Origin of the sequence: Microbacterium ginsengiterrae, from assembly GCF_014205075.1 — a bacterium.
GTDB classification, from domain to species: domain Bacteria; phylum Actinomycetota; class Actinomycetes; order Actinomycetales; family Microbacteriaceae; genus Microbacterium; species Microbacterium ginsengiterrae.
On the sequence record NZ_JACHMU010000001.1, the window covers coordinates 411290 to 437389 of the forward strand.

The 26100-nt window shown below is 66.3% G+C and carries 27 protein-coding genes and 1 pseudogene; 17 read left to right on the forward strand and 11 right to left on the reverse strand.

Annotated features, from left to right (window positions below; translation table 11 throughout):
* Window positions 1–31: 31 nt before the first annotated feature.
* The 7 genes and pseudogenes from HD600_RS02075 to HD600_RS02100 all read left to right on the forward strand — a co-directional run bounded on the left by HD600_RS02075 (window position 32) and on the right by HD600_RS02100 (window position 4881).
* Entirely contained in the window at window positions 32–454 is a 423-nt protein-coding gene (locus tag HD600_RS02075; protein WP_206706093.1) for a hypothetical protein, read from the forward strand.
* 14 nt (window positions 455–468) lie between these two features.
* Entirely contained in the window at window positions 469–900 is a 432-nt protein-coding gene (locus HD600_RS02080; protein WP_184281246.1) for a hypothetical protein, read from the forward strand.
* A complete protein-coding gene (locus HD600_RS02085; protein ID WP_184281248.1) occupies window positions 897–2480 on the forward strand; it encodes a multicopper oxidase family protein in 1584 nt (527 codons plus the stop codon). Before HD600_RS02080 ends, HD600_RS02085 begins: the two co-directional genes overlap by 4 nt.
* A gap of 116 nt (window positions 2481–2596) precedes the next feature.
* A complete protein-coding gene (locus HD600_RS02090) occupies window positions 2597–3037 on the forward strand; it encodes a GNAT family N-acetyltransferase (protein ID WP_184281250.1) in 441 nt (146 codons plus the stop codon).
* Window positions 3038–3230: 193 nt separating this feature from the next.
* Window positions 3231–3431, forward strand: a complete 201-nt coding sequence (locus HD600_RS15270) for a transposase (protein WP_483403767.1) — start codon at window positions 3231–3233, stop codon at window positions 3429–3431.
* Window positions 3413–3962 (forward strand): annotated as a pseudogene (locus tag HD600_RS02095) (transposase); the annotation flags it as partial. The gene HD600_RS15270 and the pseudogene HD600_RS02095, both read left to right, overlap by 19 nt.
* Before the next feature lie 130 nt (window positions 3963–4092).
* Window positions 4093–4881: a helix-turn-helix domain-containing protein gene (locus tag HD600_RS02100; protein ID WP_184281252.1), complete on the forward strand. Its 789-nt coding sequence runs from the start codon at window positions 4093–4095 to the stop codon at window positions 4879–4881.
* A 94-nt stretch (window positions 4882–4975) separates the two neighbouring features.
* On the opposite strand, the gene HD600_RS02105 is transcribed toward HD600_RS02100, so the two are convergent.
* From HD600_RS02105 to nrdH, 6 genes are all read right to left on the reverse strand, one after another.
* Window positions 4976–6156, reverse strand: a protein-coding gene (locus tag HD600_RS02105) for an IS3 family transposase (RefSeq protein ID WP_422120177.1) whose coding sequence is annotated in 2 segments (ribosomal slippage) — window positions 4976–5887 and window positions 5890–6156 — 1179 coding nt in all. Because the reading frame shifts where the segments join, the coding sequence is not laid out codon by codon here.
* Between the two features lie 39 nt (window positions 6157–6195).
* Window positions 6196–6942 carry a hypothetical protein gene (locus HD600_RS15275; RefSeq protein ID WP_479682747.1) on the reverse strand — a complete coding sequence of 249 codons (747 nt, stop codon included), beginning with the start codon at window positions 6940–6942 and terminating at the stop codon, window positions 6196–6198.
* Between the two features lie 93 nt (window positions 6943–7035).
* Window positions 7036–8013 (reverse strand): class 1b ribonucleoside-diphosphate reductase subunit beta, encoded by a 978-nt coding sequence (gene nrdF, locus HD600_RS02115; RefSeq protein WP_144797473.1) that lies wholly within the window; start codon window positions 8011–8013, stop codon window positions 7036–7038.
* Between the two features lie 33 nt (window positions 8014–8046).
* The gene (gene nrdE, locus HD600_RS02120) at window positions 8047–10191 is read right to left on the reverse strand and encodes a class 1b ribonucleoside-diphosphate reductase subunit alpha (protein ID WP_184284619.1); all 2145 of its coding nucleotides are present in this window, start codon (window positions 10189–10191) and stop codon (window positions 8047–8049) included.
* Complete coding sequence (nrdI, locus tag HD600_RS02125; protein WP_184281256.1) at window positions 10188–10637, reverse strand: class Ib ribonucleoside-diphosphate reductase assembly flavoprotein NrdI; 450 nt, start codon at window positions 10635–10637, stop codon at window positions 10188–10190. The genes nrdE and nrdI overlap by 4 nt, the downstream gene beginning before the upstream one ends.
* A 32-nt stretch (window positions 10638–10669) precedes the next feature.
* Window positions 10670–10903, reverse strand: a complete 234-nt coding sequence (gene nrdH, locus HD600_RS02130; protein ID WP_144797479.1) for a glutaredoxin-like protein NrdH — start codon at window positions 10901–10903, stop codon at window positions 10670–10672.
* Between the two features lie 377 nt (window positions 10904–11280).
* On the opposite strand from nrdH, the gene HD600_RS02135 reads away from it, so the two are divergent.
* The 4 genes from HD600_RS02135 to HD600_RS02150 are packed head-to-tail and all read left to right on the forward strand — an operon-like array spanning window position 11281 to window position 15376.
* Window positions 11281–12495 (forward strand): MFS transporter, encoded by a 1215-nt coding sequence (locus HD600_RS02135; protein WP_184281258.1) that lies wholly within the window; start codon window positions 11281–11283, stop codon window positions 12493–12495.
* Window positions 12492–13409 carry a sugar kinase gene (locus HD600_RS02140; RefSeq protein ID WP_144797481.1) on the forward strand — a complete coding sequence of 306 codons (918 nt, stop codon included), beginning with the start codon at window positions 12492–12494 and terminating at the stop codon, window positions 13407–13409. The genes HD600_RS02135 and HD600_RS02140 overlap by 4 nt, the downstream gene beginning before the upstream one ends.
* Before the next feature lie 57 nt (window positions 13410–13466).
* Window positions 13467–14222 carry an alpha/beta fold hydrolase gene (locus HD600_RS02145; protein ID WP_338402268.1) on the forward strand — a complete coding sequence of 252 codons (756 nt, stop codon included), beginning with the start codon at window positions 13467–13469 and terminating at the stop codon, window positions 14220–14222.
* Entirely contained in the window at window positions 14219–15376 is a 1158-nt protein-coding gene (locus HD600_RS02150; protein WP_184281260.1) for an acyl-CoA dehydrogenase family protein, read from the forward strand. Before HD600_RS02145 ends, HD600_RS02150 begins: the two co-directional genes overlap by 4 nt.
* 182 nt (window positions 15377–15558) lie before the next feature.
* Here HD600_RS02150 and HD600_RS02155 read toward each other — a convergent pair whose 3' ends face one another.
* Window positions 15559–15831, reverse strand: a complete 273-nt coding sequence (locus tag HD600_RS02155; protein WP_144797485.1) for a metal-sensitive transcriptional regulator — start codon at window positions 15829–15831, stop codon at window positions 15559–15561.
* Between the two features lie 201 nt (window positions 15832–16032).
* On the opposite strand from HD600_RS02155, the gene HD600_RS02160 reads away from it, so the two are divergent.
* The 3 genes from HD600_RS02160 to HD600_RS02170 all read left to right on the forward strand — a co-directional run bounded on the left by HD600_RS02160 (window position 16033) and on the right by HD600_RS02170 (window position 18682).
* Complete coding sequence (locus tag HD600_RS02160; protein WP_184281262.1) at window positions 16033–17310, forward strand: DUF445 domain-containing protein; 1278 nt, start codon at window positions 16033–16035, stop codon at window positions 17308–17310.
* Between the two features lie 2 nt (window positions 17311–17312).
* Window positions 17313–18227 carry an agmatinase family protein gene (locus HD600_RS02165; protein WP_184281264.1) on the forward strand — a complete coding sequence of 305 codons (915 nt, stop codon included), beginning with the start codon at window positions 17313–17315 and terminating at the stop codon, window positions 18225–18227.
* Between the two features lie 89 nt (window positions 18228–18316).
* Window positions 18317–18682: a hypothetical protein gene (locus tag HD600_RS02170; RefSeq protein ID WP_184281266.1), complete on the forward strand. Its 366-nt coding sequence runs from the start codon at window positions 18317–18319 to the stop codon at window positions 18680–18682.
* Here HD600_RS02170 and hutI read toward each other — a convergent pair.
* From hutI to hutH, 3 genes are read right to left on the reverse strand one after another with little or no spacing between them, the layout of a single operon-like run.
* The gene (hutI, locus tag HD600_RS02175; protein WP_184281268.1) at window positions 18679–19833 is read right to left on the reverse strand and encodes an imidazolonepropionase; all 1155 of its coding nucleotides are present in this window, start codon (window positions 19831–19833) and stop codon (window positions 18679–18681) included. The two genes, HD600_RS02170 and hutI, sit on opposite strands and share 4 nt — an antisense overlap.
* 19 nt (window positions 19834–19852) lie before the next feature.
* Window positions 19853–21493 carry a urocanate hydratase gene (gene hutU, locus HD600_RS02180; RefSeq protein ID WP_184281270.1) on the reverse strand — a complete coding sequence of 547 codons (1641 nt, stop codon included), beginning with the start codon at window positions 21491–21493 and terminating at the stop codon, window positions 19853–19855.
* Window positions 21486–23018, reverse strand: a complete 1533-nt coding sequence (gene hutH, locus HD600_RS02185) for a histidine ammonia-lyase (RefSeq protein ID WP_184281272.1) — start codon at window positions 23016–23018, stop codon at window positions 21486–21488. Before hutH ends, hutU begins: the two co-directional genes overlap by 8 nt.
* Window positions 23019–23148: 130 nt before the next feature.
* On the opposite strand from hutH, the gene HD600_RS02190 reads away from it, so the two are divergent.
* Entirely contained in the window at window positions 23149–23844 is a 696-nt protein-coding gene (locus tag HD600_RS02190; protein WP_206706066.1) for an IclR family transcriptional regulator, read from the forward strand.
* A gap of 95 nt (window positions 23845–23939) precedes the next feature.
* Here HD600_RS02190 and HD600_RS15010 read toward each other — a convergent pair whose 3' ends face one another.
* Window positions 23940–24074, reverse strand: coding sequence for a hypothetical protein (locus HD600_RS15010; RefSeq protein WP_260980558.1), 135 nt, complete (start codon window positions 24072–24074; stop codon window positions 23940–23942).
* 142 nt (window positions 24075–24216) lie between these two features.
* Here HD600_RS15010 and HD600_RS15135 point away from each other — a divergent pair, with 142 nt between their 5' ends.
* Both HD600_RS15135 and HD600_RS02200 read left to right on the forward strand, forming a co-directional pair.
* Complete coding sequence (locus HD600_RS15135; RefSeq protein ID WP_184281276.1) at window positions 24217–25137, forward strand: AEC family transporter; 921 nt, start codon at window positions 24217–24219, stop codon at window positions 25135–25137.
* Window positions 25138–25164: 27 nt separating this feature from the next.
* Window positions 25165–26049, forward strand: a complete 885-nt coding sequence (locus HD600_RS02200) for a metallophosphoesterase family protein (protein WP_184281278.1) — start codon at window positions 25165–25167, stop codon at window positions 26047–26049.
* Window positions 26050–26100: the final 51 nt, after the last annotated feature.

A 26100-nucleotide genomic window follows, 5' to 3' on the forward strand; every position in this document is an offset into this window, starting at 1 on the left:
AACACGCGACAGGCTTCCTAACGTAGATGGCATGAACAACTTCAATACCTTGCAATGGCCCCTCATCATCGGACTCGGTGCGCTTGCCCTCATCAGGCCACTCGTGCGAATCGTAGAACACCAACTCGGTGCCGATCTCGGTGCCGCAGCACCAGTCATCATCACGCTGATCATTTCAGCCATATGGATAGCGGTCGTTGGCCTCAGCAAAACTCATTACCCCGTGTTGACCCTGCTTTTCACCGGGCTCACCTACGCCGTGCTCTCGATTATTCTCAGTGGAATTCTTTCACCGATTATCGACGGACGTCTTGACGGACCTCTTGCCAACCCCATCGCGATCGTGCCTGTGCTGTTGATCAATGCGCTCTGGGGACTGGCTGCCGGTGGCCTGGCATTACTGATCCAACGTCTGCGTGGCGTCAAGGCTGCCGAGACGATTGAAGGTCCGTAAGTCGAGGAAGCACCATGACGAATGTTCCAAACAGGCCCGAAAATTCCCGTGACACCGAAGAAGCACGCACCAGCGCAGACGAGGCGCGAACTGATGCTGTGATTCAAGGTCTCAACGCCCGCGTCCACTGGCCCCAGCTTCCCGACGATGCACTCGAAGAGTCCACTTCACCGCCGCAATCCGCCTCCTTTCCACAGCACCCGCAAGCACGGAAACCTAGGAGCGGGTGGCGCACAGCCGGCATCGGCGCACTCGGCCTCCTCGGCGGAGTACTCCTCGGCGTCATAGTGCAGGATCTCCTGGCAGTCATCTTTATTCGCACAGGCACGCCCGTTCTCGGCCTCGTCTTCGCCGTTCTCATTCCGCTGTTCGCGGTTCTCGGAGTTGTGACCGCGATTCTGATTGACAACCGAACCAACAGACGCCGTCAGGGAGACAGGCAATGACTGAGCCGCACAACTTTGAACTCACCCGTCGCAGTGCGCTGAAGATCGGCGGGGCGAGCGTCGTCGGCATCGCGCTTGCCCCGTTGCTCGCGTCCTGCGGCATCGGCAGCGAATCTAACAACAGCGCTCAAGGCAGCGCGGGTCGAGTTCTCGACAGTGAGGCACCGCTACCCGAGGCATTCCGTGCCCGACTCCCGATCCCGCCCGTGCTCGATCCTGTCCGGCGCGATGAAATGACGGACTACTACGAGATCACACAGAAGGTCGGTCAGGCTTCGATCCTTGCCGGGCTCACGACCGAGGTCTGGGGGTATAACGGTATCCTGCCGGGTCCAACGCTCGTGTCGCGCCGCGGGCGGCGCACCGTCGTCACCCATAACAACGAACTGCCGGTGCCGGTTTCCGTACACCTTCACGGTGGAAAGACCGCGCCTGAGCATGATGGGTATCCGACCGACCTCATCTTGCCCGTCGCTGGCGATGTCGGGCATACCGGGCATGGTGGCACGAGCGTGATCGGCAGCAGGGACTATGTCTACGAGATGGATCAGCCCGCCGCGACGTTGTGGTACCACGACCACCGTATGGACTTCACCGGCCCGCAGGTCTACAAGGGCCTGGCCGGGTTTCATCTCGTCTGCGACGATCATGAAGAGTCGCTGGGCCTGCCGTCCGGCGACAGCGACATTCCGCTCATGATCTTGGATCGATCCTTCGCCGCAGACGGCTCATTCCTCTATCCATCGGTTGACCCGACATTGACCGAAACTCCCGGCGTGAGCGCCGACTATATGAGCGGGGTGCTTGGGGACTGCATTCTCGTCAACGGTGCGCCGTGGCCGGTACTGGAAGTCTCGAATACCAAGTACCGCTTCCGCATTCTCAATGGTTCGAACGCCCGCCGCTACCAACTCCGCCTCGACGATGGAACCGGCTTCATTCAGATCGGCAGCGACATGGGCCTCCTCGCAGCCCCGATAGAGCATGATGCGATCGACATCGCGCAGGCTGAGCGATTCGACGTGATCATTGACTTCTCGCGCCACCAGATCGGAGACGAGATCACCATGGTCAATGATCGGGGAAGGGTTGGCACCAGTCAGGTGATGCGTTTCGTCGTCTCTCATGAGGAGACGGATACAAGCACCGTGCCGGATCGACTCGCCGACATCGAAGTTCTGTCGGAGAACGATGTGACCGTGGAGCGGGAATTCGTCTTTGCCCGCGGCGGTGCCCAAGCGCATGGGATGACTTTGTGGACCGTGAATGGTGAGCCGTTCAGCCCCGACACGGTCCTGGCGAGACCGAAGCTGGGTGCGGTCGAGAAGTGGACGATCAGGGGACAGAACGTCGAGCATCCGTTCCACATTCACCTGGCTCCCTTCCAGGTCATCGGACGAGACGGAAATGATGATCCCGGCCGCTATAACCAGGGTTGGAAAGATACAGTGAATCTCGATAACGGAGGCAGGGCGGAGTTGCTCATCAGATTCGACGGCTATCGCGGCAAGTACGTATTCCATTGCCACAATCTCGAACACGAGGACATGATGATGATGGCCAATTTCGAGGTCGTCTGAATGGGAATGGAATTGGCTCAGGAAGTTCCCATCCAATACTTTGCACCACGCAGGCGACACCGACCGCGTAGAACGCAGCGCCCAAGTCGTCTCTGCTCAGGCGCTATGGTGTGGTCATGAATGACCCCCAACTCTGCACTCCGAACCATATTGATTCGTGGATGAAGTTGGCACAAGATGTCGAGTACCTGTTTGGCCCGATGCCCGATCTGCAAACACACGTTCAGCGAGGGATCAGACGAGGAACGGCGATGGTGACACTTGAAGCTGAGACTGTCATCGGTGCGATGCTCCTGAGCGGGCCGGGCAAACCTCAGTACATTCGTTGGCTCGCTGTTCATCCGCATTATCGAAATCTGGGCGTCGGCGGTGCTCTGCTGGCGTCGGCTATTCGCCATTGGCCTGAAGGCGACATCCTGGTCGTCACGTTTCCGGCAAATCATATTGGCGGACAAGCGGCGCAGCGCCTCTACCAGCAAAATGGTTTTAGATCGCAGGGTTCAACTGACCCGGCACCTGATGGTAGCTCGCGCGAGCTGTTCGTATTGTCCCGCTGACGCTCCGCCATTGTGGAGCCGGGCCACTTGCAGGTCAGGAATTCCAAGCGAGAGCTCCGGGGTCTCGTTGGTGGCGTCCCAGGTAGTGGTGTAGTTGTCCGGGGTTCTGAGCGTCGCGTTGTCGACGTGGTGAGCCACCGTGGGGTGGTCAGTGAGGACCGATCAAAGCTACTCACGAAGGACACAAACCACGATGGCTCTAGACCAGTCTGCCCTGCTCGACTTGCTTGCTCAACTGAAGCTCACGGATGTCACCGACCGGATCCGGTCCGCGACCGAAACGTTGTATCAGGAGTTGATCGACGCGGAAGCGACCGCGTTCATCGGCGCCGCACCATTCGAGCGCTCCGGTGACCGCGCGACTCGCCGAAATGGGACCCGCACGCCGGGCTGAAGAAAGCCATCGGCACCGTGTTCCAGGGCGCCAGCTGGCAACGATGCCGAGTGCACTTCATGCGCAACGTGCTCGCGGTGGTCCCAAAAGGCAGCCAGGATATGGTCGCTTCGATCATCCGCACGATCTTTGCCCAACCCGACGCGAAACATATCCGCAGCCAGTTCACGGAGGTGACGACAATGCTGGCCGATCCCATCCGAAGGTCGCCACCATGCTCACCGATGCCGAAGCGGACCTCCTCGCCTTCGCCGCGTTCCCGCGCCGGCACGGGCGACAGATCTGGTCCACGAATCCCCTGGAACGGGTGAACAAGGAGATCAAACGCCGCACCGATGTCGTCGGGGTCTTCCCAACACGGCCGCGCTGCTGCGCCTTTCCGGAGCCGTGTTGATCGAGCAGCACGACGAGTGGGAAGCGGGAGAACGCCGCTGCTTCTCCGAAGCCTCCATGCTCGAGCTGACCGCGATGGACGACCCGATCGAGCACATCGACAAGGCGGTGATACTCCCCGAACTCGCCGCGGCCTAAACTAGAACAACTGACCCGCACGGTGTTGAGAAACTCCACCACTCAGCGGGACGTCACCCGGGGCGCCAGTGCACTTCGCGTTACTCGTGGGGTAATGGAGTACATCCGCTCTGCTCGGTAGCCTGCAAGCATGAGTGTTACCTTGGCAAATCAAGTCGCGGATGTCGGAGCGGAGCTGCGCCGTTGGCGGACGCACCGGGCCCTGAGTCAGCTTGCCCTCGCATCGCGTGCGGATGTCAGCACGCGTCACCTCAGCTTCATCGAGACCGGGCGATCGCGCCCCACCCCCGATATGATTCTGCGGCTGGCAGAAGAGTTGCAAGTGCCGTTCGCGGAACAGAACCGCCTCTTGTTAAGCGGCGGTTACGCGCCACGTTACGAGAGCCGTGCAACCGACTCCGAGCAGCTTGCACCCGTTATGGCCGGACTTCGTCAGCTCCTTGACGCACATACGCCCTTCCCCGCCCTGTTGCTGGACGACCACTGGAACGTAGTGGATGCGAATGAGGCCGTTGATACATTATTCTCCGGCTGTGCTCCTGAATTGCTGGAGCCGCCTCTCAACGTGATACGGCTGGCGCTGGACGACCGAGGGCTGGCGCCACGGATCCGGAATTTCGACACATGGAGTGCACACCTGCTGCACCAACTCCACCAGCGCGTCCTCTTCACTAGGGGCGATCCAATGTTGGAACAGCTGTACGCGGAGTACGCCGGCCCAGGACACCAGCGCATCAGCAGGCCGACGGGCGATCCTGTGCTGACTCTTGAGATCACCCTGAACAGCACCGAGTTACGGCTGTTCAGCATCGCCTCACGAATCGAGAGTGCCGCAGACCTCACGTTGGATGGATTGCACCTCGAAACGTTTTTACCCGCCGACGATCAAACACGCCAAGTCTTTGACAACTTAAGCTGAAACAAAGGAGATTCTTTATGGCGAATAGTGCCAATCGCGATGCAGCCGCGACAGGACACGGGGGCGTGAAGAAGGAACTGGTGACAGGTGGGGTTTAGGCCGCGAGGGTGAGCGGCTGTTCGGTTAGCTTCGCTTCGAACTCAATCGGCGTCAAGCCGCCGAGCGCGTCTTGGGCTCGCTGCCGGTGATACTTCCGCTCGATCCAGACGACGATCGCGAGGCGCAGCTCCTGCCGGGTTGCCCATCGCTGCTGGTTGAGGACGTTCGTTTGAACGAGGGACCAGAAGCTCTCCATGGCGGCGTTGTCTCCGGCTGCGCCGACTCTGCCCATCGATCCGACCATGTCATGGCGGCGCAATTCGCGGGCCATAGCGCGGCTTCGGAATTGGCTGCCTCTGTCGGCGTGCAGAATGCATCCGGCGACGTCACCGCGGCGGGTGACGGCGTTGCGCAGTGCGTCGACGGCGAGCTTCGCGGTCATTCGGTCGCTGATCGAGTACCCGACGATCCGGTTGGAGTGGACGTCCTTGATCGCGCAGCAGTAGAGCTTGCCTTCACTCGTCCAATGCTCCGTGATATCCGTCAGCCAGACCCGGTTCGGGGCGTCCGCGCGGAACTGCCGCTTGACGTGGTCGTCGAACACCGGCGGGCCGGCCTTCTTGCCCTTCCCGCGCCGTCGGCGCTGCGCGGACGAGAGAATCCCGGCCTGCGAACACAGCTTCCACGCCGTCCGGCGACTCATCCGCCACCCAGCCCTCCGGGCCTCGTCAGCCAGGTATCGGTATCCGAACGTCGGGTCCTCCGCATGAGCGTCGTGGAGCGCATTGAGCCGATACGCGCGGAGCACGTCCGCATCACGAACGGGGTCGTTGCGCCAGCGGTAGTAGGGCTGGCGGGCGAGCTTGAGGACCCGGCACGACACCGTCACGGGAATCCCCGAGTCGGCGAGCTCAGCAACGAGCGGGTAGGTCATTTTGGGGAGCCACCGAGTTTCAGATTCGCTTGCGACAGATACGCCGCAGCACGCCGGAGGACCTCGTTCTCCTGCTCGAGGAGACGGATCCGCTTCTTCAACTCGCGCGCCTCAGCGGCATCGGCCGCGGTCTGGCCGGGACGGCTACCTTCCTCGACATCGGCCCGGCGGAGCCAGTTCTGCAACGTCGCTTCGCTGATACCGAAGTCAGTGGCGATCTGCTTGATGGTGACGCCACTCTCACGACGCCGGGCGACCGCAACAACGTCCTCACGAAACTCTTGGGGATAGGGACCAGGCATGATGACATCCTTCCCGCCAGCGCCTCCCAGCGCTAACGATCAGTTGTCACCGATTCCTTCTTCACGCCCCGTCATCTCGCGAATACGATTGGCGTCGATCTCCTTCAAAGGAGTATCGCCAAACTCCGGTACGAGATACCCCGTCACTTTCCCCGCGTAGGAGCGAACAGTTCCAACGGCTCGCATCTTGCCGCTGCGGTTCGGTTCGGTTCTGATCATCTGCAACCAACGCTTCGAGTACTCCTCGAAGCCCATCGAACGTGCTTTCTCCTGCTCCGCATCAGCGCGGTTTCGTGCCGCCACAACCGTCGGTGGCTCCCACTGCCCGAGCGAAATCTTCGTATGCACCGCCGCAAGCCATCGGCGTGCGTCCGTCTTGGTGAGAAACGTAAGCGACTTATCGTCGTCAGTTCTCGCCGTGTAGGTCTCGCCATCTGGGCCCGGGTACCGAGCCTGCCAACGCCCGGAGGGCAACTTCCGCAAGCTCCCCCACGACTCTCTCTTCGTCGCACTCATGATGCCCTCCCGTGTACTCGGATGGACGCGAGCGGACACTCGTGCCACTCCGTGCCACTCACTCCGCGCAACGTTGGAAATCCGCATGATTCTGCGGCTCTCACGGTGTTGACGGCGCTTCGTATGGCACGAAGTGGCACGGACTCGGCGCCCTGCCGAACCCAAATTTCGGTGGGTACGCTCCCTCGCTTCCGCCGGGAAGGTGCACGCGTGCCATCCGCGTGCCACTCCGAATGGGTGTTCCTGGTCATTTCTGTCCTCCTCTGTCATCGAACAGAGAGCACGAAAAAGGCCCGAACCCGCGAGATTTCGCGGATCCGGGCCTATGACCAGGCTTTTCAGCCGGTGCGCTTCAAGAAACTTCTAGAAGTCCCAGTCCTCGTCCTCCGTGGCCTCGGCCTTGCCGATGACGTACGACGACCCCGACCCCGAGAAGAAGTCGTGGTTCTCGTCGGCGTTCGGCGACAGCGCTGAGAGGATCGCGGGGTTCACGTTCGTGACGTCCGAGGGGAACATCGGCTCGTAGCCCAGGTTCATCAGCGCCTTGTTGGCGTTGTAGTGCAGGAACTTCTTGACATCCTCGGTCAGCCCGACGTTGTCGTAGAGGTCCTGCGTGTACTGCACCTCGTTGTCGTAGAGCTCGAAGAGCAGGTTGAAGGTGTAGTCCTTGAGCTCCTGACGGCGCTCCTCGGTCTCCTTCTCGAGCCCCTTCTGGAACTTGTAGCCGATGTAATACCCGTGCACGGCCTCGTCGCGGATGATGAGGCGGATCAGGTCGGCCGTGTTCGTCAGCTTCGCCTTGGACGACCAGTAGATCGGCAGGTAGAAGCCGGAGTAGAACAGGAAGGACTCGAGCAGGGTCGATGCGACCTTGCGCTTGAGCGGGTCATCACCCTGGTAGTAGTCCATGATGATCTGCGCCTTCTTCTGAAGGTTCACGTTCTCCCTGGACCACCGGAACGCCTCGTCGATCTCCTTCGTCGACGCGAGGGTCGAGAAGATCGACGAGTAGCTCTTCGCGTGCACCGACTCCATGAACGCGATGTTCGTGTAGACGGCTTCCTCGTGCGGCGTGATCGCATCGGGGATGAGCGAGACGGCGCCGACCGTGCCCTGGATGGTGTCCAGGAGCGTGAGGCCGGTGAAGACGCGCATGGTGAGCAGCTGCTCCTCCGGGGTGAGCGTGTTCCACGACTGCACGTCGTTCGACAGCGGCACCTTCTCGGGGAGCCAGAAGTTGTTCACCAGGCGGTTCCAGACCTCGAGGTCCTTGTCGTCCTCGATGCGGTTCCAGTTGATCGCCTGCACGTGATCGACCAGCTTGAGCGATTCGGGTGTCATTTCTTTCCTGTTCTCGGTGATCTGCTCAGTGCATCAGAGCATGCAGCTGACGCACTCCGTCATGTCGGTGCCTTCGAGGGCGAGCTGACGCAGACGGATGTAGTAGATCGTCTTGATGCCCTTGCGCCATGCGTAGATCTGCGCCTTGTTGATGTCGCGGGTGGTGGCGGTGTCCTTGAAGAACAGCGTCAGCGACAGCCCCTGGTCGACGTGCTGCGTCGCGGCGGCGTACGTGTCGATGACCTTCTCGTAGCCGATCTCGTAGGCGTCCTGGTAGTACTCGAGGTTGTCGTTCGTCATGAACGGCGCCGGGTAGTAGACGCGGCCGAGCTTGCCTTCCTTGCGGATCTCCACCTTCGACGCGATCGGGTGGATCGACGACGTCGAGTTGTTGATGTACGAGATCGAGCCGGTCGGCGGCACCGCCTGCAGGTTCTGGTTGTAGATGCCGTGCTTCTGGATGCTGTCCTTGAGCTCGACCCAGTCGGACTGCGTCGGGATGTGGTGGCCGGCGAAGAGCTCCTTCACCTTCTCGGTGGCCGGGACCCATGCCTGGTCGATGTACTTGTCGAAGAACTCACCGGAGGCGTAGGTGGAGTCCTCGAAGCCGTCGAAGGCGACTCCCCGCTCGATGGCGAGCTTGTTCGACGCGCGCAGCGCGTGGTAAAGCACCGTGTAGAAGTAGATGTTCGTGAAGTCGATGCCCTCTTCGGAGCCGTAGTGCACGTGCTCGCGCGCCAGGTAGCCGTGCAGGTTCATCTGGCCGAGGCCGATCGCGTGCGAACGGTCGTTGCCGTCCTCGATCGAGCGCACCGAGGCGATGTGGCTCTGGTTGCTGACCGCGGTGAGGCCGCGGATCGCGGTCTCGACGGTGGCACCGAGGTTGCCCCCGTCCATCGCCAGCGCGATATTCATGGAGCCGAGGTTGCAGGAGATGTCCTTGCCGATCGTGTCGTACGAGAGGTCCTCGTTGTACGTGGTCGGCGTGTTGACCTGCAGGATCTCGCTGCAGAGGTTGGACATGTTGATCCGGCCCTTGATGGGGTTCGCCTTGTTCACCGTGTCCTCGAACATGATGTACGGGTACCCGGACTCGAACTGGATCTCCGCGATCGTCTGGAAGAACTCGCGCGCCTTGATCTTCGTCTTCTTGATGCGCGGGTCGTCGACCATCTCGCGGTACTTCTCGGTCACGGAGATGTCACCGAAGGGAACGCCGTAGACCTTCTCGACGTCGTACGGCGAGAACAGGTACATGTCCTCGCCGTTCTTGGCGAGCTCGAAGGTGATGTCGGGGACGACGACGCCCAGCGACAGCGTCTTGATGCGGATCTTCTCGTCGGCGTTCTCGCGCTTGGTGTCGAGGAAGCGCATGATGTCGGGGTGGTGCGCGTTGAGGTAGACGGCACCGGCGCCCTGACGCGCACCGAGCTGGTTGGCGTAGCTGAAGCTGTCTTCGAGGAGCTTCATGACGGGGATGATGCCGGAGGACTGGTTCTCGATCTGCTTGATCGGTGCACCGGACTCGCGGATGTTCGACAGCAGCAGCGCCACACCGCCGCCACGCTTGCTCAACTGCAGCGAGGAGTTGATGCCGCGCGAGATCGACTCCATGTTGTCCTCGATGCGCAGCAGGAAGCAGCTGACGAGCTCGCCGCGCTGCGCCTTGCCGGCGTTGAGGAAGGTCGGCGTGGCGGGCTGGAAGCGTCCGGAGATGATCTCCTCGACCAGGTCGATCGCGACCTGCTCGTCGCCGTCGGCGAGACCCAGCGCGGTCATGACGACGCGGTCCTCGAAGCGCTCGAGGTAGCGCTTGCCGTCGAAGGTCTTCAGCGTGTAGCTGGTGTAGTACTTGAACGCCCCGAGGAACGTCTCGAAGCGGAACTTCTTCGAGTAGGCGAGGTCGTTGAGCTTCTGGATGAACTCGAGCGAGTACTTCGCGATCAGTTCACCCTCGTAGTACTCCTTCTCGACGAGGTAGTCGAGCCGCTCCTTGAGCGAGTGGAAGAACACGGTGTTCTGGTTGACGTGCTGCAGGAAGTACTCCCGTGCGGCACGCTTGTCGGCGTCGAACTGGATCTTCCCGTTCGCGTCGTACAGATTGAGCATCGCGTTGAGGGCGTGATAGTCCAGCCCCTCGTACGCGGGGTTGTTCTTGAACGCCACCTGCTGGCTCATTGCCTGCTCTTCGAGTGCGATGTCCACCATCGTTCCAATCCGTCGCTCACGCGATCAACGTCATCCTGCGTGCCGAATACTTCTAGCCGGTACAAGTGCGGCACATGACACTTGCGGCTGATGATGTCACCGGCGAGCCCGAAGGACTCGCCGAAGTTGGTGTTGCCCGCGGAGATGACACCGCGGAGGTTGCGCCGGTTGCGCTCGTCGTTGAGGAACCGGATCACCTGTTTGGGAACAGCGCCCTTCTCCTCGCCACGCCCCTGGCCACCCCCGTATGTGGGGGTGATCAGGACGAACGGCTCATCGACGGTGAGCTCACCGTCGCCCCTCCGCAGAGGGATGCGACGCGCAGGGAGGCCCAGCTTCTCGATGAATCTGGCCGTGTTGCCCGAGGTGCTGGAGAAGTAGACCAGGAGCGGAACAGCCGTTGCGACTGTGCTCATCGTTCACCTCGGCCTTGCGCTCGTCCGATGCCTCAGGACAGACGAGCGGCGAGCTCGTTGATCTTGTCGGGACGGAAGCCCGACCAGTGACCCTCGTCGGTGACGACGACGGGTGCCTGCATGTACCCGAGGGCCTTGACCTGTTCGAGCGCTGCAGCGTCCTCGGAGAGGTCGTGGATCTCGTATTCGATGCCCTTCGCGTCGAGCGCGCGGTACGTCGCGTTGCACTGCACGCACGAAGGCTTGGTGTAGACCGTGATCGCCATTTCTTTCCCCTCAGATCCAGGTTTTCCCGGCAGACCTCCGCCGGGATCTCAATACTACATATAGGGACGGACATTGGAAGTGACCACAAGGGATAGTAGTTACATCCCTGTAGTTTTCCACCGTTCTCCACTGGTTACAACACAGGTTGTCCACCGTTTCATCCACAACCGGCGAAAGGATTTCGGACCCCGCGAAGCGCGGTATCTCGCGGTTCTCGGAGCGCGGCGGGAAATCCATCCACAGGTGGGACGTTACGGACGGGTTCGGACATCCGATCGTCTGTGGAATCACCCCTCCGGCGTGTCGCGGCGTGTCGCGGCGTGTCGTCCTCACGGGCTGTGTGCGCGCCCCTGCGCAGGCCCACTAGCGTTGTGCTGTGGCGGGATATCGGGATCTTCTTCGCACGCCGGGTGTGGGGCGCATGATCGTCTCACAGTTGACGGCGCGCTTCCCCAGCGGGATGACATCGCTGGCAGTGCTGCTCCACGTGGAGCAGCAGACAGGCTCCTACGGGGCGGCAGGTCTCGTGCTGGCTGCGACCTCCGTCGGACAGGCCGTTGCGGGCCCTGTGACCAGCCGCTGGATGGGCGTGTGGGGCATGCGCCGCGTGCTCTCCCTCACCACGTCGGTCTGCGTGCTCGCCCTGCTCGCTCTCGGCCTGCTCCCCCTGAACCTCGCCGGATACATGGCGTTCGGCATGCTCGCCGGGCTCTCCACTCCCCCGATCCAGTCGGCCGTGCGCACGATCTATCCCAAGCTCGTCAACTCCTCTCAGCTCACGCCGCTGTTCTCGCTCGATGCGTCGTTGCAGGAGATCATCTGGATCCTCGCGCCGGTGGTGATCACGCTCGTGTCCACACAGGTGGGCACCGCAGAGGGTCTGCTGCTCGTCGCGATCATCATGGTCCTCGGATGCGGTTGGTTCATCAGTGCACCAGAGCTCGGCCGCGTGCGCATCCCGCGCAGCCGTCGCAAGCTGGGCAAGGTGCTCGCGAAGCCGCCGGTCCTGCTGGCCACCGTCATCGGATTCCTCCTGATCGGTGCATGCTCCGCCGTCGAGGTCGGGGTCGTCGCGAACTTCGACCACGGCAGCCTGGAAGCCGGCATCGTTCTCGCCGTCTTCGCGGTCGGAAGCCTGGTGGGCGGACTGTCGTTCGGTCACATCCCGATCGGCCCGTGGGCGATCGCGCGCCGAATGCTGATCGTCACCGTCGGTCTCGCGCTCACCATGGTCGTGCTCAACATCTTCTGGCTCGGCGGCGCGCTGCTGCTCGCAGGACTGGGGGTCGCCCCTGCCCTCGCCGTACTGTTCGCGATCACCACCGCGAGTGTGAAGTTCAGCGAGACGGCCGAGGCGTTCGGCTGGGCGGGCACCGGTCAGCTCATCGGCGCAGCATCCGGCTCCGCGATCGCCGGATTCCTCGTCGACGGCACCGGCGGCCCGCAGGGCGCATACCTCGCCGCCGCACTGTTCGCTATCGTCGGAGTCATCGTGGCCGTCTCCTGCGTCCGCTTCCTGCCGGACCTCCGCCACCGCGACCCCAGCCCGTACCCCGACACAGAACCCGTCTCGACGATCACTCCCACATGACCTCTGCCTCCACCACTCCCCCTGCTTCCACCCCCGAGATCATCTGCGTCGGCGAGACGATGGCTCTCGTCACGCCGACCGGCGCCCCGCTGGCCGACGCGCACACGGCCACGATCACCCTCGCCGGCGCCGAATCGAACGTCGCAGCCGGCCTCGTCGCCGCCGGGCACCGCGCGGCCTGGGCCTCGCGCCTCGGCGCCGATCCGCTCGGCACGCGCATCTCCTCCGAACTCGCCCGCCGCGGCATCGAACTCTGGATCGACGAGGACGACGACGCTCCGACGGGAGTGATGTTCAAGGACCCTCGTCCGGAAGGCTCGTCCACCCACTACTACCGCAGGGGTTCCGCCGCATCCCGCATGATGCCGGGCCTGCTTCCACCGGAGCGCATCGCCGGCGCACGCATCGTGCACACCACCGGGATCACCCCCGCGCTGTCCCCCGACTGCACAGCAATGGTCGATCGCCTGTTCGCGGACGCCAGAGCCGCCGGCGCGCTGATGTCGTTCGACGTGAACGACCGGCGCGCACTTTGGTCGATGTCGGATGCCGCCGCCACACTCGCCCGTCTGGCAGACGCCGCGGACATCGCGTTCGTCGGACGGGATGAGGCCGAGCGCATCTGGGGCACGGCGACGGCATCCGAGATCAGGGCGTTCCTGCCGACCTGCGGTCTGCTGGTCGTGAAAGACGGCGACGTCGGCGCCACCGCGTTCGCGGGCTCCGACGAGCCCGTGTTCGTCGCCGCACCGACGGTCGATGTCGTCGAGCCGGTCGGCGCGGGCGACGCGTTCGCCGCCGGATTCCTCTCAGCCACACTCGAGGATCTGCCCCTGGCCGATCGCCTTCAGGCCGGTCACGCCTCCGCGGCTCGTGTGCTGCGGATCGCCGAGGACATGCCTCCCCTGGACTGACCCGGAGCATCGACGCTGTTCCGTGCGCGCCGACGTGGGCACTCCTAGGCTGGACTCGTGAGTGTTGTGACATTGCCGCGCATGGCGTGGGGCGACCCGGCATCCGCCGATGCAGCCCTCCTGGTGCACGGGCTCGGATCCTCGGCAGCCTTGATGTGGCGACTGGGCGAGGCCCTCGCCGACGCGGGCTGGCACGCGACGGCCGTCGACCTGCGCGGCCACGGCGCCGCACCGCGCACGCAGGACTACACCGTGGCCGCCTACGCCGCCGACCTCGTCGCGACCCGCGCCGCCCATGGCGGCGCGTGGGGCGCGGTGATCGGTCACTCGCTCGGCGGCGCGTCGAGCACGGTCGCTGCCGCCTCCTCCCCCGACTGGACGGAGCGCCTGGTGCTCATCGACCCGGCCATCCTCGTGGAAGGACGGGACGCGCAGATCATCCGACGCAGCCAGGAACGCGCCTTCGCCGACAACCGGATCGAGGTGGTCCGCGAAGAGCATCCGCACTGGCATCCGCAGGATCACGAACTCAAGATCGACGCGGTCAGCAGAGGCAGCCAGTGGGCCGTCGAGCAGACCAGCGCGCAGAACTCCCCGTGGGATGTGCGGGCGGATGCCGCGCGCCTGACGGTCCCCACGCACATCATCGGCGCCGACCCCGACGTGTACAGCCTCTTCACCGGGGATGTCGCGCACCAGGTGCTCGCGTCGAATGAGCGCATCTCGATGTCGGTCGTGTCCGGCGCGGGGCACTCTCCGCACCGCGACCGACCGGACGACACCATCCGACGACTGCTGGAGGCACTTCTGTGACGTTCGACCCGACCCTGTTCCTGCCCGACGACCTCCTGGAGCGGATCAGGGAGCGCGCACCGATCCACGACCGCGAGAACACCTTCCCCGAGCAGGATCTCGCTGAACTCCGAGCGGCCGGATACCTGTCGATCCTCGTCCCGACCGAACGCGGCGGCGCCGGACTGAGCCTCGAGCAGGCCGCGATCCTGCAGCAGCGCCTGGCGACGGCATCCCCCGCGACCGCGCTCGCGATCAACATGCATCTCGTCTGGACGGGCGTGGCGAAGGTGTTCAGCGACCGAGGAGTCCCCGGCCTGGAATTCGTGCAGGACGGCGCGGTCGCCGGGGACGTCTTCGCGTTCGGCATCAGCGAGGCGGGCAACGACCTCGTCCTGTTCGGCAGCGACACCGAGGCGACCCCACAGGGCGACGGTGCGTACTCGTTCACCGGTACGAAGATCTTCACGTCGCTGGCGCCGGTGTGGACGAAACTCGGTCTGCACGGACTCGACACCACCTCTCCGGATGGTCCGAAACTCGTCTTCGCGTTCATCGACCGCACGGATGCCGTGACCACGAGCGACGACTGGGACACGCTCGGCATGCGGGCGACCCAGAGCCGCACGACCCGGATCGACGGTGCCGTCGCCGCCGCAGAGCACGTCGTGCGCCGGATCGATCCGGGGCCGGGTGCGGACCCGATCATCTTCGGCATCTTCAGCGTCTTCGAGCTGCTCCTCGCTTCGGTGTACACCGGTGTCGCGCGGCGCGCGCTCGACCTCGCGGTGCAGACCGCGCAGAAGCGGACCTCGAAGAAGACAGGACTGGCGTACAGCCAGGACCCCGACATCCGCTGGCGCATCGCCGACATGAGCCTCGCCTACGAGGCCCTCCCGCCGCAGATCGCCGCGCTCGCTCGCGACGTCGATGAGCAGGCGGACCACGGCGCGCTGTGGTTCACACTCCTGTCGGGGACGAAGCACCGGGCGGTCACGATGGCCAAGCACGTGGTCGACCAGGCCGTCCTCACCGCGGGCGGCGGAGCCTACTTCTCCTCCAACGAGCTCTCGCGCCTGTACCGCGACGTGCTGGCCGGCATGTTCCATCCGTCGGATCCGGAGTCCGCGCACTCCGCCGCGGCGAGCGCGCTGCTCGGACCTCTGCAGGGTTGAGCGGCGGCTTCGACTCGCCTTCGGCTCGCTCACCCCGTTTCGTCTCGCTGCGCTCGCTCAACGACCCGTCGGACGGGCGCGCAGCGCCGGTACGCGGGTCGTTGAGCGCAGGCGCGCAGCGCCGAAGACGAAACGCCGGCAGCGAGGTACGCGGGTCGAAAGCTCCCTCCGACGCCGCGACGTCACCTCCGGTCGAAGTCGAACGCCTTCAGCAGTTCGTCGACGGCCTGCTCCCGCTCCTCGCCGCCGTTCTCGAACATGTGCGCGACATGCGTGCGCAGGTGGTTCTCCAGCAGCAGCCGGTTGAGTGACTCCAGCGACTTCTGGATGGCGCGCGACTGCGTGATGATGTCCATGCAGTACTCCTCGCCCTCGATCATGCGGGTGACGCCGCGCAGCTGACCCTCGAGGATGCTCGTGCGATGCAGAGCGCGCTTCTTGATGTCTTCGATCACGAATCGAGGCTACCGCGCACGGGTCGCACCGGACGCGTGCAGGGAGCTCGCACGCCTGCAGGGCGACACGCCGCCGAAAGCCCCTGCATCCGTGCGCCGGCCCTGCAGGCGTGCGGCGGGCTGGTGCGGCAGGCGTGGGGCGGGGGCGCTGCGGCGGTCGGGAGGATGCTGCGCTCTCGCGCGCGTGCGAGGATGACAGGCATGCCGCGCACTCCGATGGCTCTGCTGTCTCCCGCCGATCGTGAGCGTCTGCGCGCCCTGCGCGTGATGAAGGCCATCGCCCTCGGCGCGCTCGTCTTCATGGCGGTCGCATTCGTCATCGCCTTCTGGCTGCAGGAGCGGCATCCGTGGCTCTCGTACGTCCGCGCCGCCGCCGAGGGCGGGATGGTCGGCGCCCTCGCCGACTGGTTCGCGGTGACGGCCCTTTTCCGGCGGCCCCTGGGGCTGCCGATCCCGCACACCGCGATCATCCCGAACCGCAAGGACGAGATCGGCCGCACGCTGGGCGAGTTCGTGGAGACGAACTTCCTCGCCGCCGACGTCGTGCGCACCAAGCTCTCCTCGACCGCCATCGCCCGTCGCGCGGGCGAGTGGCTCCGCCGGCCGGAGAGCGCCAAGCGAGTCGCGGCGGAGGGATCCACCATCGCGACCGCGATCCTCAACGCCCTCAGCGACGACGATGTGCGCGATCTCATCAGCGACCTCGCCCGTGAGCACCTCGTGGAGCCCGAGTGGGGCCCGCCTGCCGGCGCCTGGCTGGAGAAGATCGTCGAGTCAGGGGCCCACCACGGCGCCGTCGACCTCGCCGCAGACACCATCGCCGCGTGGCTCGACGCGAACGCCGCCGCCTTCTCCGGACTCGTCTCCCGGCGCCTGCCGTCGTGGGTGCCGCGCCTCGCACACCGCTTCGTCGACGACACCGTCCACCACGAGGCGGTGAAGTTCGTCGCCGCTGTGCGTGAGGACCCGCATCACCCCGCCCGGCGCGCGATCGACGGCTACCTCGGTCGCCTCGCGGAGAACCTGCAGAACGACCAGGACACGCGCCGGAAGCTCGAGAACGCCAAGGCGTCGCTGTTCGACAGCCCCCGCGTCGGAGCACTGGCGGCCGAGGCCTGGAACACCGCGAAGAACGGGCTGATCCGGTCGCTGGCGGACGAGGACAGCGGCCTCCGTGTCCGTGCCGTCCAGGCGATCGAGGAGGTCGGGGACCGTCTGACGACGGATGCCGCTCTGCAGCGCCGCGTGGACACCTGGGTGTCCGATGCCGCCGTCTTCCTCGTCGACCGCTACCGGCACGACATCGCGTCCATCATCACCGACACCGTCGAGCGGTGGGACCCCGCGGAGACCACGGAGAAGATCGAGCTCATGGTGGGCCGGGATCTGCAGTACATCCGCCTGAACGGCACGGTGGTCGGCGCCCTCGCCGGGCTCGCGATCTTCTCCATCGCCCACGCCGTGATCCCTGGAGTGTGATCATGCCTCTCTCCCACGACCCGCTGTGGCCGCGCGCCGGCTCCTGGCCGGCATTCGACGGCACCGCCGCCGCCGCACTGCTCGGCGTCCCAACCTGGCGCACGTCCCTTTCACCGACGGGCGCTCATGCGACCCCTCGCGCCGTCCGGGAGGCGCTGCAGAGGTACAGCACGACGCTGATGGGTCCGCCGCCCGTCGACCTCGCCGATGTGCTGAGGATCCAGGATGCCGGCGACATCGATGAGCCGGACGGCGAGGCGGGCGAAGCGGCCGTCATCGAACGCGTGCGCGCCCTAGCGCCCGCGTTCGTCGTCGCCCTCGGCGGAGACAACTCGCTGACCTACCCGGTCGCACTGGGCGCGCAGGCGTCCGGCCTCATCACGTTCGATGCGCACTTCGATCTTCGAGACGGCGTCTCCAACGGCACCCCGGTCCGCAGACTCGTCGAGGATGCGCCCGCAAGGTCGGCGACACCGACATCCAGGATCGACCCGCGTCGCATCGTGCAGATCGGCATCGCGGACTTCGCCAACTCGAGCGCATACGCCTGGCGCGCAACTGACTGGGGCATCCGCGTCATCACCCTCGACGACGTGCGACGCCGCGGCATCGACGACGTCGTCGCCGAGGCGGTGGACGTGGCCGGCGCCGGCCCAGGGCGCGTCCACCTCGACATCGACGTCGATGTCTGCGACCGCTCCGTCGCACCGGGTTGTCCTGCCAGTATCCCCGGCGGTCTCGCGGCGTGGGAGCTGCGGTCCCTCACCCGTGCGGTGGCATCGGATGCGCGCGTGGTCAGCGCCGACATCGCGGAGGTGGATGCCACCGCCGATGCCGAGGACGGCCGCACGGTCCGTCTGGCAGCGCTGTGCGTGCTCGAGCTCCTCGCCGGCCTCGTCGGACGGTCGTCCGCGTGAACGCGGGACCATAGCGTCTCCGAGGCATCGACGAAAGGCCCCTGCGCGCACCGCGGCTGTCCTCGATAGTGGGAGGGAAGGAGGCCGACATGGCGCAGAGAACGACGCGGTCCGAGACCCGCACCGACCCCACCCGTATGGTGAATCAGCCGGCGCTGCGGTCGTCGGACGGCACCATCTGGATCGTCGTGTCCGGTCTGTTCGTGCTGATCTGCCTCGTGCCGCTGAGCCTGCTCACCGTCATCGCACCTCGCGCGTCCGCTCCGGTGGCTTGGGTCACCGCGATCCTCGTGGTGGTGCTGTTCGCCGCACTCCTCGCGAGTCGCTGGCTTGTCACGCAGCGTGAGCGCCGTCTGAAGATCATGGCGGTGCTCATGCTCGCGATGGCCGCGATCGCGCTGATCGGCCTCGTCGTGTGCGCGGCGATCGAGTGGTCGGCGGTGCCCGCGGTCTAGACGGTGACGCCGTCCTTCCACACCCCGGCGATGAGGGGGACGCCGGGGCGGTACGACAGGTGGACGTGACTGGGCGCCGCGAGCAGGATGAGATCGGCGCGCATGCCGACGTCGACGCGGCCGATGTCGTCGCGGCGGAGGGCCGCAGCACCTCCGGCGGTGGCGGCCCAGAGGGCCTCCCGTGGGGTCATCCCCATCTCGCGCACCGCGACGGCGATGCAGAACGGCATGGAGGAGGTGAAGCTCGACCCGGGATTGGTGTCGCACGCGAGCGCGACCGTCACCCCTGCGTCGATGAGCCGTCGGGCGTCGGGGTAGGGCTGACGTGTGGAGAATTCGACACCCGGCAGGAGGGTGAGCACCGTGTCGGACTCCGCGAGCGCCGCGATGTCCTCGTCGGCGAGGTAGGTGCCGTGGTCGACGGACGCCGCCCCGAGCGCGACGGCCATGCGCACGCCGTCCCCCGAGCCGAGTTGCGCCGCGTGGATGCGGGGCAGCAGCCCTCGGGCGATCCCCGCCTCGAGCACGCGCCGCGACTGCTCGACGGTGAACGCTCCGGTCTCGCAGAACACATCGATCCACCGCGCATACGGTGCGCAGGCGTCGAGCATCGGCCCGATCACAAGGTCGACGTAGCCGTCTGGATCCTCCGCGTATTCGGCGGGAACGACATGCGCACCGAGGAAGGTCACCTCGTCCGTCACCTCGGCGGCGAGCCGAACCGACCGCTCTTCGGTCGCGACGTCGAGCCCGTATCCGCTCTTGACCTCGACGGTCGTCGTCCCCTGCGCGCGCATCTCGTCGATGAAGCCGCGCAGCCGCCGCCGGAGTTCGTGCTCCTCGGCGGCGCGTGTGGCGGCGACGGTGGATCGGATGCCGCCGGCGGCATACGTCCCGCCCGCCATGCGCGCCTCGAACTCGGCCGCGCGGTCTCCGGCGAAGACGATGTGGCTGTGGCTGTCGATGAACCCGGGGATGACAGCCCGGCCCGCCGCATCGACGACCACGAGGTCCCCGTCGCCGGTCGGCGCGTCGGAGGCCGCGCCCAGCCATGCGATGCGATCGCCTTCGATGAGGACGGCGGCGTCGCGGAGGACCCCCGCCGCGGTGTGCGTGGTGAGCTCACCGATGTCGGTGATCAGCGTGCGCATCGCCATCTCGTCTCCGTCCTCACACCATCGGGATCTTCAGGCCGCGCTCGTGCGCGACCTCGCGGGCGCGATCGTATCCGGCGTCGACGTGGCGCATGACCCCGGTACCGGGGTCATTGGTGAGGACGCGTTCGAGCTTCTCCGCCGCCAGCGCCGTCCCATCGGCCACCGTCACCTGACCGGCATGGATGCTGCGCCCGATCCCCACGCCGCCGCCGTGGTGCAGCGACACCCAGGAGGCGCCGGATGCGGTGTTCAGCAGTGCGTTCAGCAGTGGCCAGTCGGCGATCGCATCCGAACCGTCGGCCATCGCCTCGGTCTCCCGGTAGGGGGAGGCGACGGACCCGGCGTCCAGGTGGTCGCGCCCGATCACGATGGGGGCCTTCAACTCGCCCGACGCCACCATCTCGTTGAACCGCAGCCCCGCGCGGTGACGCTCCTTGTAGCCGAGCCAGCAGATCCGAGCCGGCAGCCCCTCGAAGTGCACCTTCTCCCCCGCCTGGTCGATCCACCGGTGGAGGGCGGCGTCCTCGGGGAACAGCTCCTTCACCGCGCGGTCGGTGGCGGCGATGTCCGCCGGGTCGCCCGACAGGGCGACCCAACGGAACGGCCCCTTGCCCTCGGCGAACAGCGGCCGGATGTACGCCGGCACGAAGCCGGGGAAGGCGAATGCCCGCGCGAAGCCCCCGAGCTCCGCCTCGCGTCGGATGGAGTTGCCGTAGTCGAAGACGGCGGCGCCGGCATCCTGGAATCCGACCATCGCGGCGACGTGCTCCGCCATGGACAGCCGTGCGCGTCGGGTGAACTCCTCCGGGTCGCGTTCGGCCTCCGCCGCCCAATCCGCGACCGCGATGCCCTGCGGAAGATAGGCGAGCGGGTCATGCGCACTGGTCTGGTCGGTGACGATGTCGATCGGGATGCCGCGGCGCAGCAGCTCCGGGAAGACGTCGGCCGCATTGCCGACGACTCCGACGGAGAGCGCCTCGCCGGCGTCCTTGGCGGCGAGGACGTCAGACACGGCCTGGTCCAGATCGGCCGTGTGCCGATCGAGGTAACCGTGGGCGACACGACGAGCGAGTCGGGTCTCGTCGACGTCGACGATGAGGACCGCTCCGCCGTTCATGGTCACCGCGAGCGGCTGCGCGCCGCCCATGCCTCCCGCGCCGCCGGTGAGGGTGAGAGTTCCGGCGAGCGACTCGCGGCCGAGCGAGCGCGCGACCGCGGCGAACGTCTCATAGGTCCCCTGGAGGATGCCCTGTGTGCCGATGTAGATCCAGGACCCGGCGGTCATCTGCCCGTACATGGTCAGCCCGAGCGCCTCGAGGCGGCGGAACTCCGGCCACGTCGCCCAGTCTCCGACCAGATTCGAGTTGGCGATGAGCACGCGCGGCGCCCACTCGTGCGTGCGGAAGACGCCCACGGGTTTTCCGGACTGCACGAGGAGCGTCTCGTCGGGCTCGAGCTCGTCGAGTGTTCGCACGATGGCGTCGTACGCCGCCCAGCTGCGCGCGGCGCGGCCGGTGCCGCCGTAGACGACGAGGTCCTCCGGGTGCTCGGCCACTTCGGGGTCGAGGTTGTTCATCAGCATCCGCTTGGCGGCCTCGGCTCCCCAGCTCTTCGCGGTGCGCTCCGGACCCCGCGGGGCGTGGATGTCAGGCATGAGTGTTCTCCTCTGCGGTGCGAGCGACGGCGCCCGATCGGACGAGTTCGGTGACGGCTTCCATCTCGGGCGAGAGGAACCGGTCGGGACCGGGCCCCGCGGCCACCGTGCGCACGAGATCGCGCACGGCCCCGGTCGCCGGTCCTGCCTCGAGGGGCGCACGCAGGTCGATGGCTCTGGCGGCGGTGAGCACCTCGATCGCGAGCACTCTGGCGAGCCCGTCGACGGCCCGGCGCAGCTTGCGCGCCGCCGCCCACCCCATCGAGACGTGATCCTCCTGCATGGCGGAGGACGGGATCGAATCGACCGATGCCGGCACGGCGAGACGCTTGAGCTCCGAGACGATCCCTGCCGCGGCGTACTGGGCGATCATGAGGCCGGAGTCGACGCCGACCTCGTGCGCGAGGAATGGCGGGAGTCCGCGGTTGCGCGCAGGGTCGAGGGCCCGATCGGTGCGGCGCTCCGACGCCGAGGCGACGTCGGCGACCGAGATCGCCAGGAAGTCGAGGACGGCGGCGACCGGCGCCCCGTGGAAGTTGCCGTTGGACTCGATCCGGCCGTCGACGGTCACGACGGGGTTGTCGATCACGCTGGCCAGCTCTCGTGACGCGATCGTCGCTGCGTGCGCCATGGTGTCGCGTGCCGCACCGTTGACCTGGGGTGCGCAGCGCAGCGAATAGGCGTCCTGCACGCGACCGTCCTCCGGCCCGCGATGGCTGGCGACCATCGGCGAACCGCCGAGGAACCGGCGGAGGCCGGCAGCGGAATCCGCCTGTCCTGCCTGCGGTCGCAGTGCCATGAGGTCGGCGGCGAAAACCGCGTCGGTGCCGAGCTGGCTCTCGATCGACATCGCCGCGGCGACATCCGCCGTGGTCAACAGTGTCCCGAGGTCGTGCAGCGCCAGCACCAGCATCCCCAGCATCCCGTCGGTGCCGTTGATGAGGGCGAGCCCTTCCTTCTCCTCGAAGGCGAGCGCGCTGATTCCGGCGGCGGCGAGCGCATCGGATGCCGGCATGAGCGCGCCGTCGACGCGCACGTCGCCCTCCCCCATCGCGGCGAGCGCGATGTGGGCGAGAGGAGCAAGGTCGCCGGAGCACCCCAGTGATCCGTACTCGCGCACGACGGGCGTGATGCCGGCGTTGAGCATGGCCGCGTACGTCTCCACGACGACCGTGCGGACTCCCGTGCGTCCGGAGGCGAGCGTCTGCAGCCGCAGCAGCTGCAGGGCGCGAACGACCTCGGTCTCGACTTCTGCGCCGGTGCCCGCGGCATGCGAGCGGATGAGGCTCGCCTGCAACTGACGACGCCGCTCCGGCGCGATGAAGGTCGTCGCGAGGGCGCCGAATCCGGTCGAGACTCCGTAGTGCGGATTCTCGTCGGCCGCGAGCGCGTCGATGATCGCGCGGGATTCCTGGATGCGCGCGCGGGCGCCGTCGGCGAGTGCGACGGGTGCGCCGTCTCTGGCCACGGCGACGACCTGGGCCGGGGTGAGGACGGCGTCTCCGATGCGGATGGGGTGGGGCATGCCTCGATTCCACACCAGCCCGATGGCGCCCGGCAGGCGCCCGTGACATCCTGTGTCTGTGATCCCAGACAATCGAGGGTGCGGCCCGCAGGTCCCAGCGGCGGACCAGACCCTCCGGATCCTGCGGCACATGGCAGCCCGCCCCGCCCCGGTGGCGGCATCCGCCATCGCCCGCGAGCTCCACCTCCCGCGCTCGACCGTGCATCACCTGTTGAACACGCTCGCCGCGCACGGTTTCGTGCTGCACCTCCTCGAGGAGCGCAGATGGGCACTGGGAACCACGGCTTCCGAGCTCGCCGGCGGTTTCGCCCGACAGCAGCCGCTGGCGAGGCTCGGGCGCCCCCTGGTCGCCGCTCTCGCCGACCGACTCGGCGAGAGCACGCACCTCGGAGTTCTCAGCGGAGCCGACGTCATCTACATCGTCGAGGAACGCGCGCCCCGACGACCGGCACTCGTGACCGACGTCGGCGTCCGACTGCCCGCGCATCTCACCGCGACGGGTCGCGCCATGCTCGCCGCCCTGCCTGCCGAGCAGGTGCGCGCGCTCTACCCGGACGTCGCCGCCTTCTCGACGCGGACCGGCCGCGGCCCCCGCACACCCCGCGAGCTGCGCGAGCTGCTGCGCGGCATCCGGGTCGCAGGTCACGCCTCGGAGGACGGAGAGGTGACCGACGGCACGCGGTCGGTCGGAGCGGCGGTCCTCGACGCGTCCGGCTGGCCGATCGCCGGCATCGCGACCACCTGGTCGAGCGACGGACCGGAGCCTCCTGACGCCGCGGCCGCTGTCGTCCAGGCCGCGGAGGAACTGCGTCGGCGCCTTCGCTGACAGGACCGACCACACACGGAGGCATAAGAAAAGGGGAGCCGCAGGTCACGCCCCTGCGACTCCCCTGGCCCTCGGGAACCGGGCCCTTCGTCGTGTCAGCCTGACGCGCCCTTGCGTGGCTTGATGAAGGGCACCGGCCCCTGCTTCGCGCGCTTCGCCGCTCGTTTCTCCTTGAGCGTGAGCTGCGGCGTCTTCTTCCCGGCCTTCGCCGTCGGCGTCTTGCCTGCCATCGTTACTCGCTTCCCCTTTCCTTCCGGTTGGCGGTGTGATCATGACCATAGCCGGTTCCTGGGGGAAGTCAAATTTCCCGGTGAGCGGCAAAAAAAGCACCCCTCGGGCTGCCGGTCGCCACCCGGCCGCTACGCTCGAAGAGTGCTCGATACTCTCACCGGATTCGCCGTGGTGGGGCTCGCGATCGCCGTCGGGTACATCATCGGCAGGATCGACCTGCTCGGCCCGCACGCCCGCCACGTCCTCGGGCGTCTGACGTTCTTCGTCCTCTCTCCGTTCCTGCTGTTCGTCGTCCTCGCGCAGGCGGACACGAGGGTGCTGTTCTCCTCGTTGCTTCCCGTCTCGGCGATCGCCGCCCTCGCCGTCATCGCGGTGCACGCCGTCGTCGCCAGGTTGCTGTGGCGGCGAGGCGTGGGCGAGACCGTCATCGGCGCTCTCTCGGCGGGGCAGGTGAACTCGAACAACATCGGCATCCCCCTCTCGCTGTATCTCCTCGGAAGTGCCGCGTACCCGGCCCCGGTGATCCTCATGCAGCTTCTCGTGTTCACGCCCGTGTCGTTGGCGATCCTGGACACGGTCACCAGCGGCCGGACATCGATGTGGCGCACATTCGTGCGGACGGCGAGGAACCCGATCATCGTCGGCTCCGTGCTCGGAACGCTCGTGTCCGTGCTCGGCATCGACCTTCCTCCCCTGGTCATCGAGCCGACCACGCTGATCGCCAACGCCTGTGTCCCCGTGCTGCTGATCAGCTACGGCATCTCCCTGGTCGGTCAGCGCGTCCTCGGCACCGCAGGCCACCGCAGGGACGTCCTGCTCGCGAGCACGCTGAAGCTGCTGGCGATGCCCGTCGTCGCCTGGGTCGTCGCGCAGTTCGCCTTCGGTCTGCCCGCGCGAGAGGTGCTCATCGTCGTCGTCCTCGCCGCGCTCCCGACGGCGCAGAACGTCTTCAACTACTCGCAGCGCTACGACATCGGCGAGTCGATATCGCGGGACACCGTGTTCATCACGACGATCGGCTGCATACCCGTTCTCCTGACGGCGACACTGCTCCTGGGGTGAGAGCCGCCGGTCTGGCAGAGTGTGTGCATGAGCGGCCTGCGCATCCTGCATCTGAGTGACACCCACTTCTCCGAGGACGGCGGACGCCACTACGGGGTCGTCGACACGGCAGAGCACCTGAGACGGGCGCTCGCGCACGTCGGACACCTGCTCTTCGATCTCGTCGTGGTCTCCGGTGACGTCGCGGAGGACGGATCGGAGGAGGCCTATCGTCGTATCCGCGCACAGCTCGAACCGTGGGCGCAGGCACGCGGAGCGCGGATCGTGTTCGCGATGGGCAATCACGACCGTCGCGAGGCGTTCCGCGCCGTGTTCGGCGGCGGACAGCCGGATGCCGAAGAGCAGGAGCTGTCAGGGAGCGCGGCGGACCGACCGGTGGCGTCCGTCGTCACGCAGGACGGGTGGCGCATCGTCGTGCTCGACAGTTCGGTGCCGGGAGTCGGCTACGGCGATCTCGAGGACGAGCAGAAGCAGTTCCTGCGCGACATCCTGCAGCACCCGGCCGAACACGGCACCGTCGTCGTCGTGCATCACCCGCCGATACCCGCACAGACCGACCTCCTGCAGGCGCTGGCGCTGGATGCGGCCGACGGTGAGCAGCTCGTCGACCTCGTGCAGGGCACGGACGTGCGCGTCATCCTCAGCGGCCACTACCACCTGCCGGTCACGGAGTTCGTCCGCGGGGTCCCGATCACCGTCGCCCCCGGCGTCACCAACCTCTCCGTCGCCTTCGGCGATCCCGCCGAGGAGTCGGCGGTGAACGGATTCGGCGGGTCGGTCGTGACGATCGACGACGGACGCGTGCGCGTCGTGCCGTTCATGCAGCGGCTGACGCCCGACGATCTCGTGTTCCACTTCGACGCGCAGGTCGTCGGGGAGATCATCGCGGATGCCGGTCAGCCGCAGGCCTGATCCGCCGGCACCGCTCAGGGAGGTCGCGGCGCACCCCGTGGGCTGCGCCGC

Coding starts and splice junctions, on each gene's coding strand:
- HD600_RS02170 (WP_184281266.1), top strand. CDS start 18,317: ATGGCGCAGAGAACGACGCGGTCCGAGACCCGCACCGACCCCACCCGT.
- HD600_RS02190 (WP_206706066.1), top strand. CDS start 23,149: ATGGCAGCCCGCCCCGCCCCGGTGGCGGCATCCGCCATCGCCCGCGAG.
- hutU (WP_184281270.1), bottom strand. CDS start 21,493: ATGCCTGACATCCACGCCCCGCGGGGTCCGGAGCGCACCGCGAAGAGC.
- nrdF (WP_144797473.1), bottom strand. CDS start 8,013: ATGACACCCGAATCGCTCAAGCTGGTCGATCACGTGCAGGCGATCAAC.
- HD600_RS15270 (WP_483403767.1), top strand. CDS start 3,231: ATGGCTCTAGACCAGTCTGCCCTGCTCGACTTGCTTGCTCAACTGAAG.
- hutI (WP_184281268.1), bottom strand. CDS start 19,833: ATGCGCACGCTGATCACCGACATCGGTGAGCTCACCACGCACACCGCG.
- HD600_RS02090 (WP_184281250.1), top strand. CDS start 2,597: ATGAATGACCCCCAACTCTGCACTCCGAACCATATTGATTCGTGGATG.
- HD600_RS02075 (WP_206706093.1), top strand. CDS start 32: ATGAACAACTTCAATACCTTGCAATGGCCCCTCATCATCGGACTCGGT.
- nrdI (WP_184281256.1), bottom strand. CDS start 10,637: ATGAGCACAGTCGCAACGGCTGTTCCGCTCCTGGTCTACTTCTCCAGC.
- HD600_RS02080 (WP_184281246.1), top strand. CDS start 469: ATGACGAATGTTCCAAACAGGCCCGAAAATTCCCGTGACACCGAAGAA.
- HD600_RS15010 (WP_260980558.1), bottom strand. CDS start 24,074: ATGGCAGGCAAGACGCCGACGGCGAAGGCCGGGAAGAAGACGCCGCAG.
- nrdH (WP_144797479.1), bottom strand. CDS start 10,903: ATGGCGATCACGGTCTACACCAAGCCTTCGTGCGTGCAGTGCAACGCG.
- HD600_RS02200 (WP_184281278.1), top strand. CDS start 25,165: ATGAGCGGCCTGCGCATCCTGCATCTGAGTGACACCCACTTCTCCGAG.
- HD600_RS02085 (WP_184281248.1), top strand. CDS start 897: ATGACTGAGCCGCACAACTTTGAACTCACCCGTCGCAGTGCGCTGAAG.
- hutH (WP_184281272.1), bottom strand. CDS start 23,018: ATGCCCCACCCCATCCGCATCGGAGACGCCGTCCTCACCCCGGCCCAG.
- HD600_RS15275 (WP_479682747.1), bottom strand. CDS start 6,942: ATGACAGAGGAGGACAGAAATGACCAGGAACACCCATTCGGAGTGGCA.
- HD600_RS02160 (WP_184281262.1), top strand. CDS start 16,033: ATGCCGCGCACTCCGATGGCTCTGCTGTCTCCCGCCGATCGTGAGCGT.
- HD600_RS02100 (WP_184281252.1), top strand. CDS start 4,093: ATGAGTGTTACCTTGGCAAATCAAGTCGCGGATGTCGGAGCGGAGCTG.
- nrdE (WP_184284619.1), bottom strand. CDS start 10,191: ATGAGCCAGCAGGTGGCGTTCAAGAACAACCCCGCGTACGAGGGGCTG.
- HD600_RS02140 (WP_144797481.1), top strand. CDS start 12,492: ATGACCTCTGCCTCCACCACTCCCCCTGCTTCCACCCCCGAGATCATC.
- HD600_RS02165 (WP_184281264.1), top strand. CDS start 17,313: ATGCCTCTCTCCCACGACCCGCTGTGGCCGCGCGCCGGCTCCTGGCCG.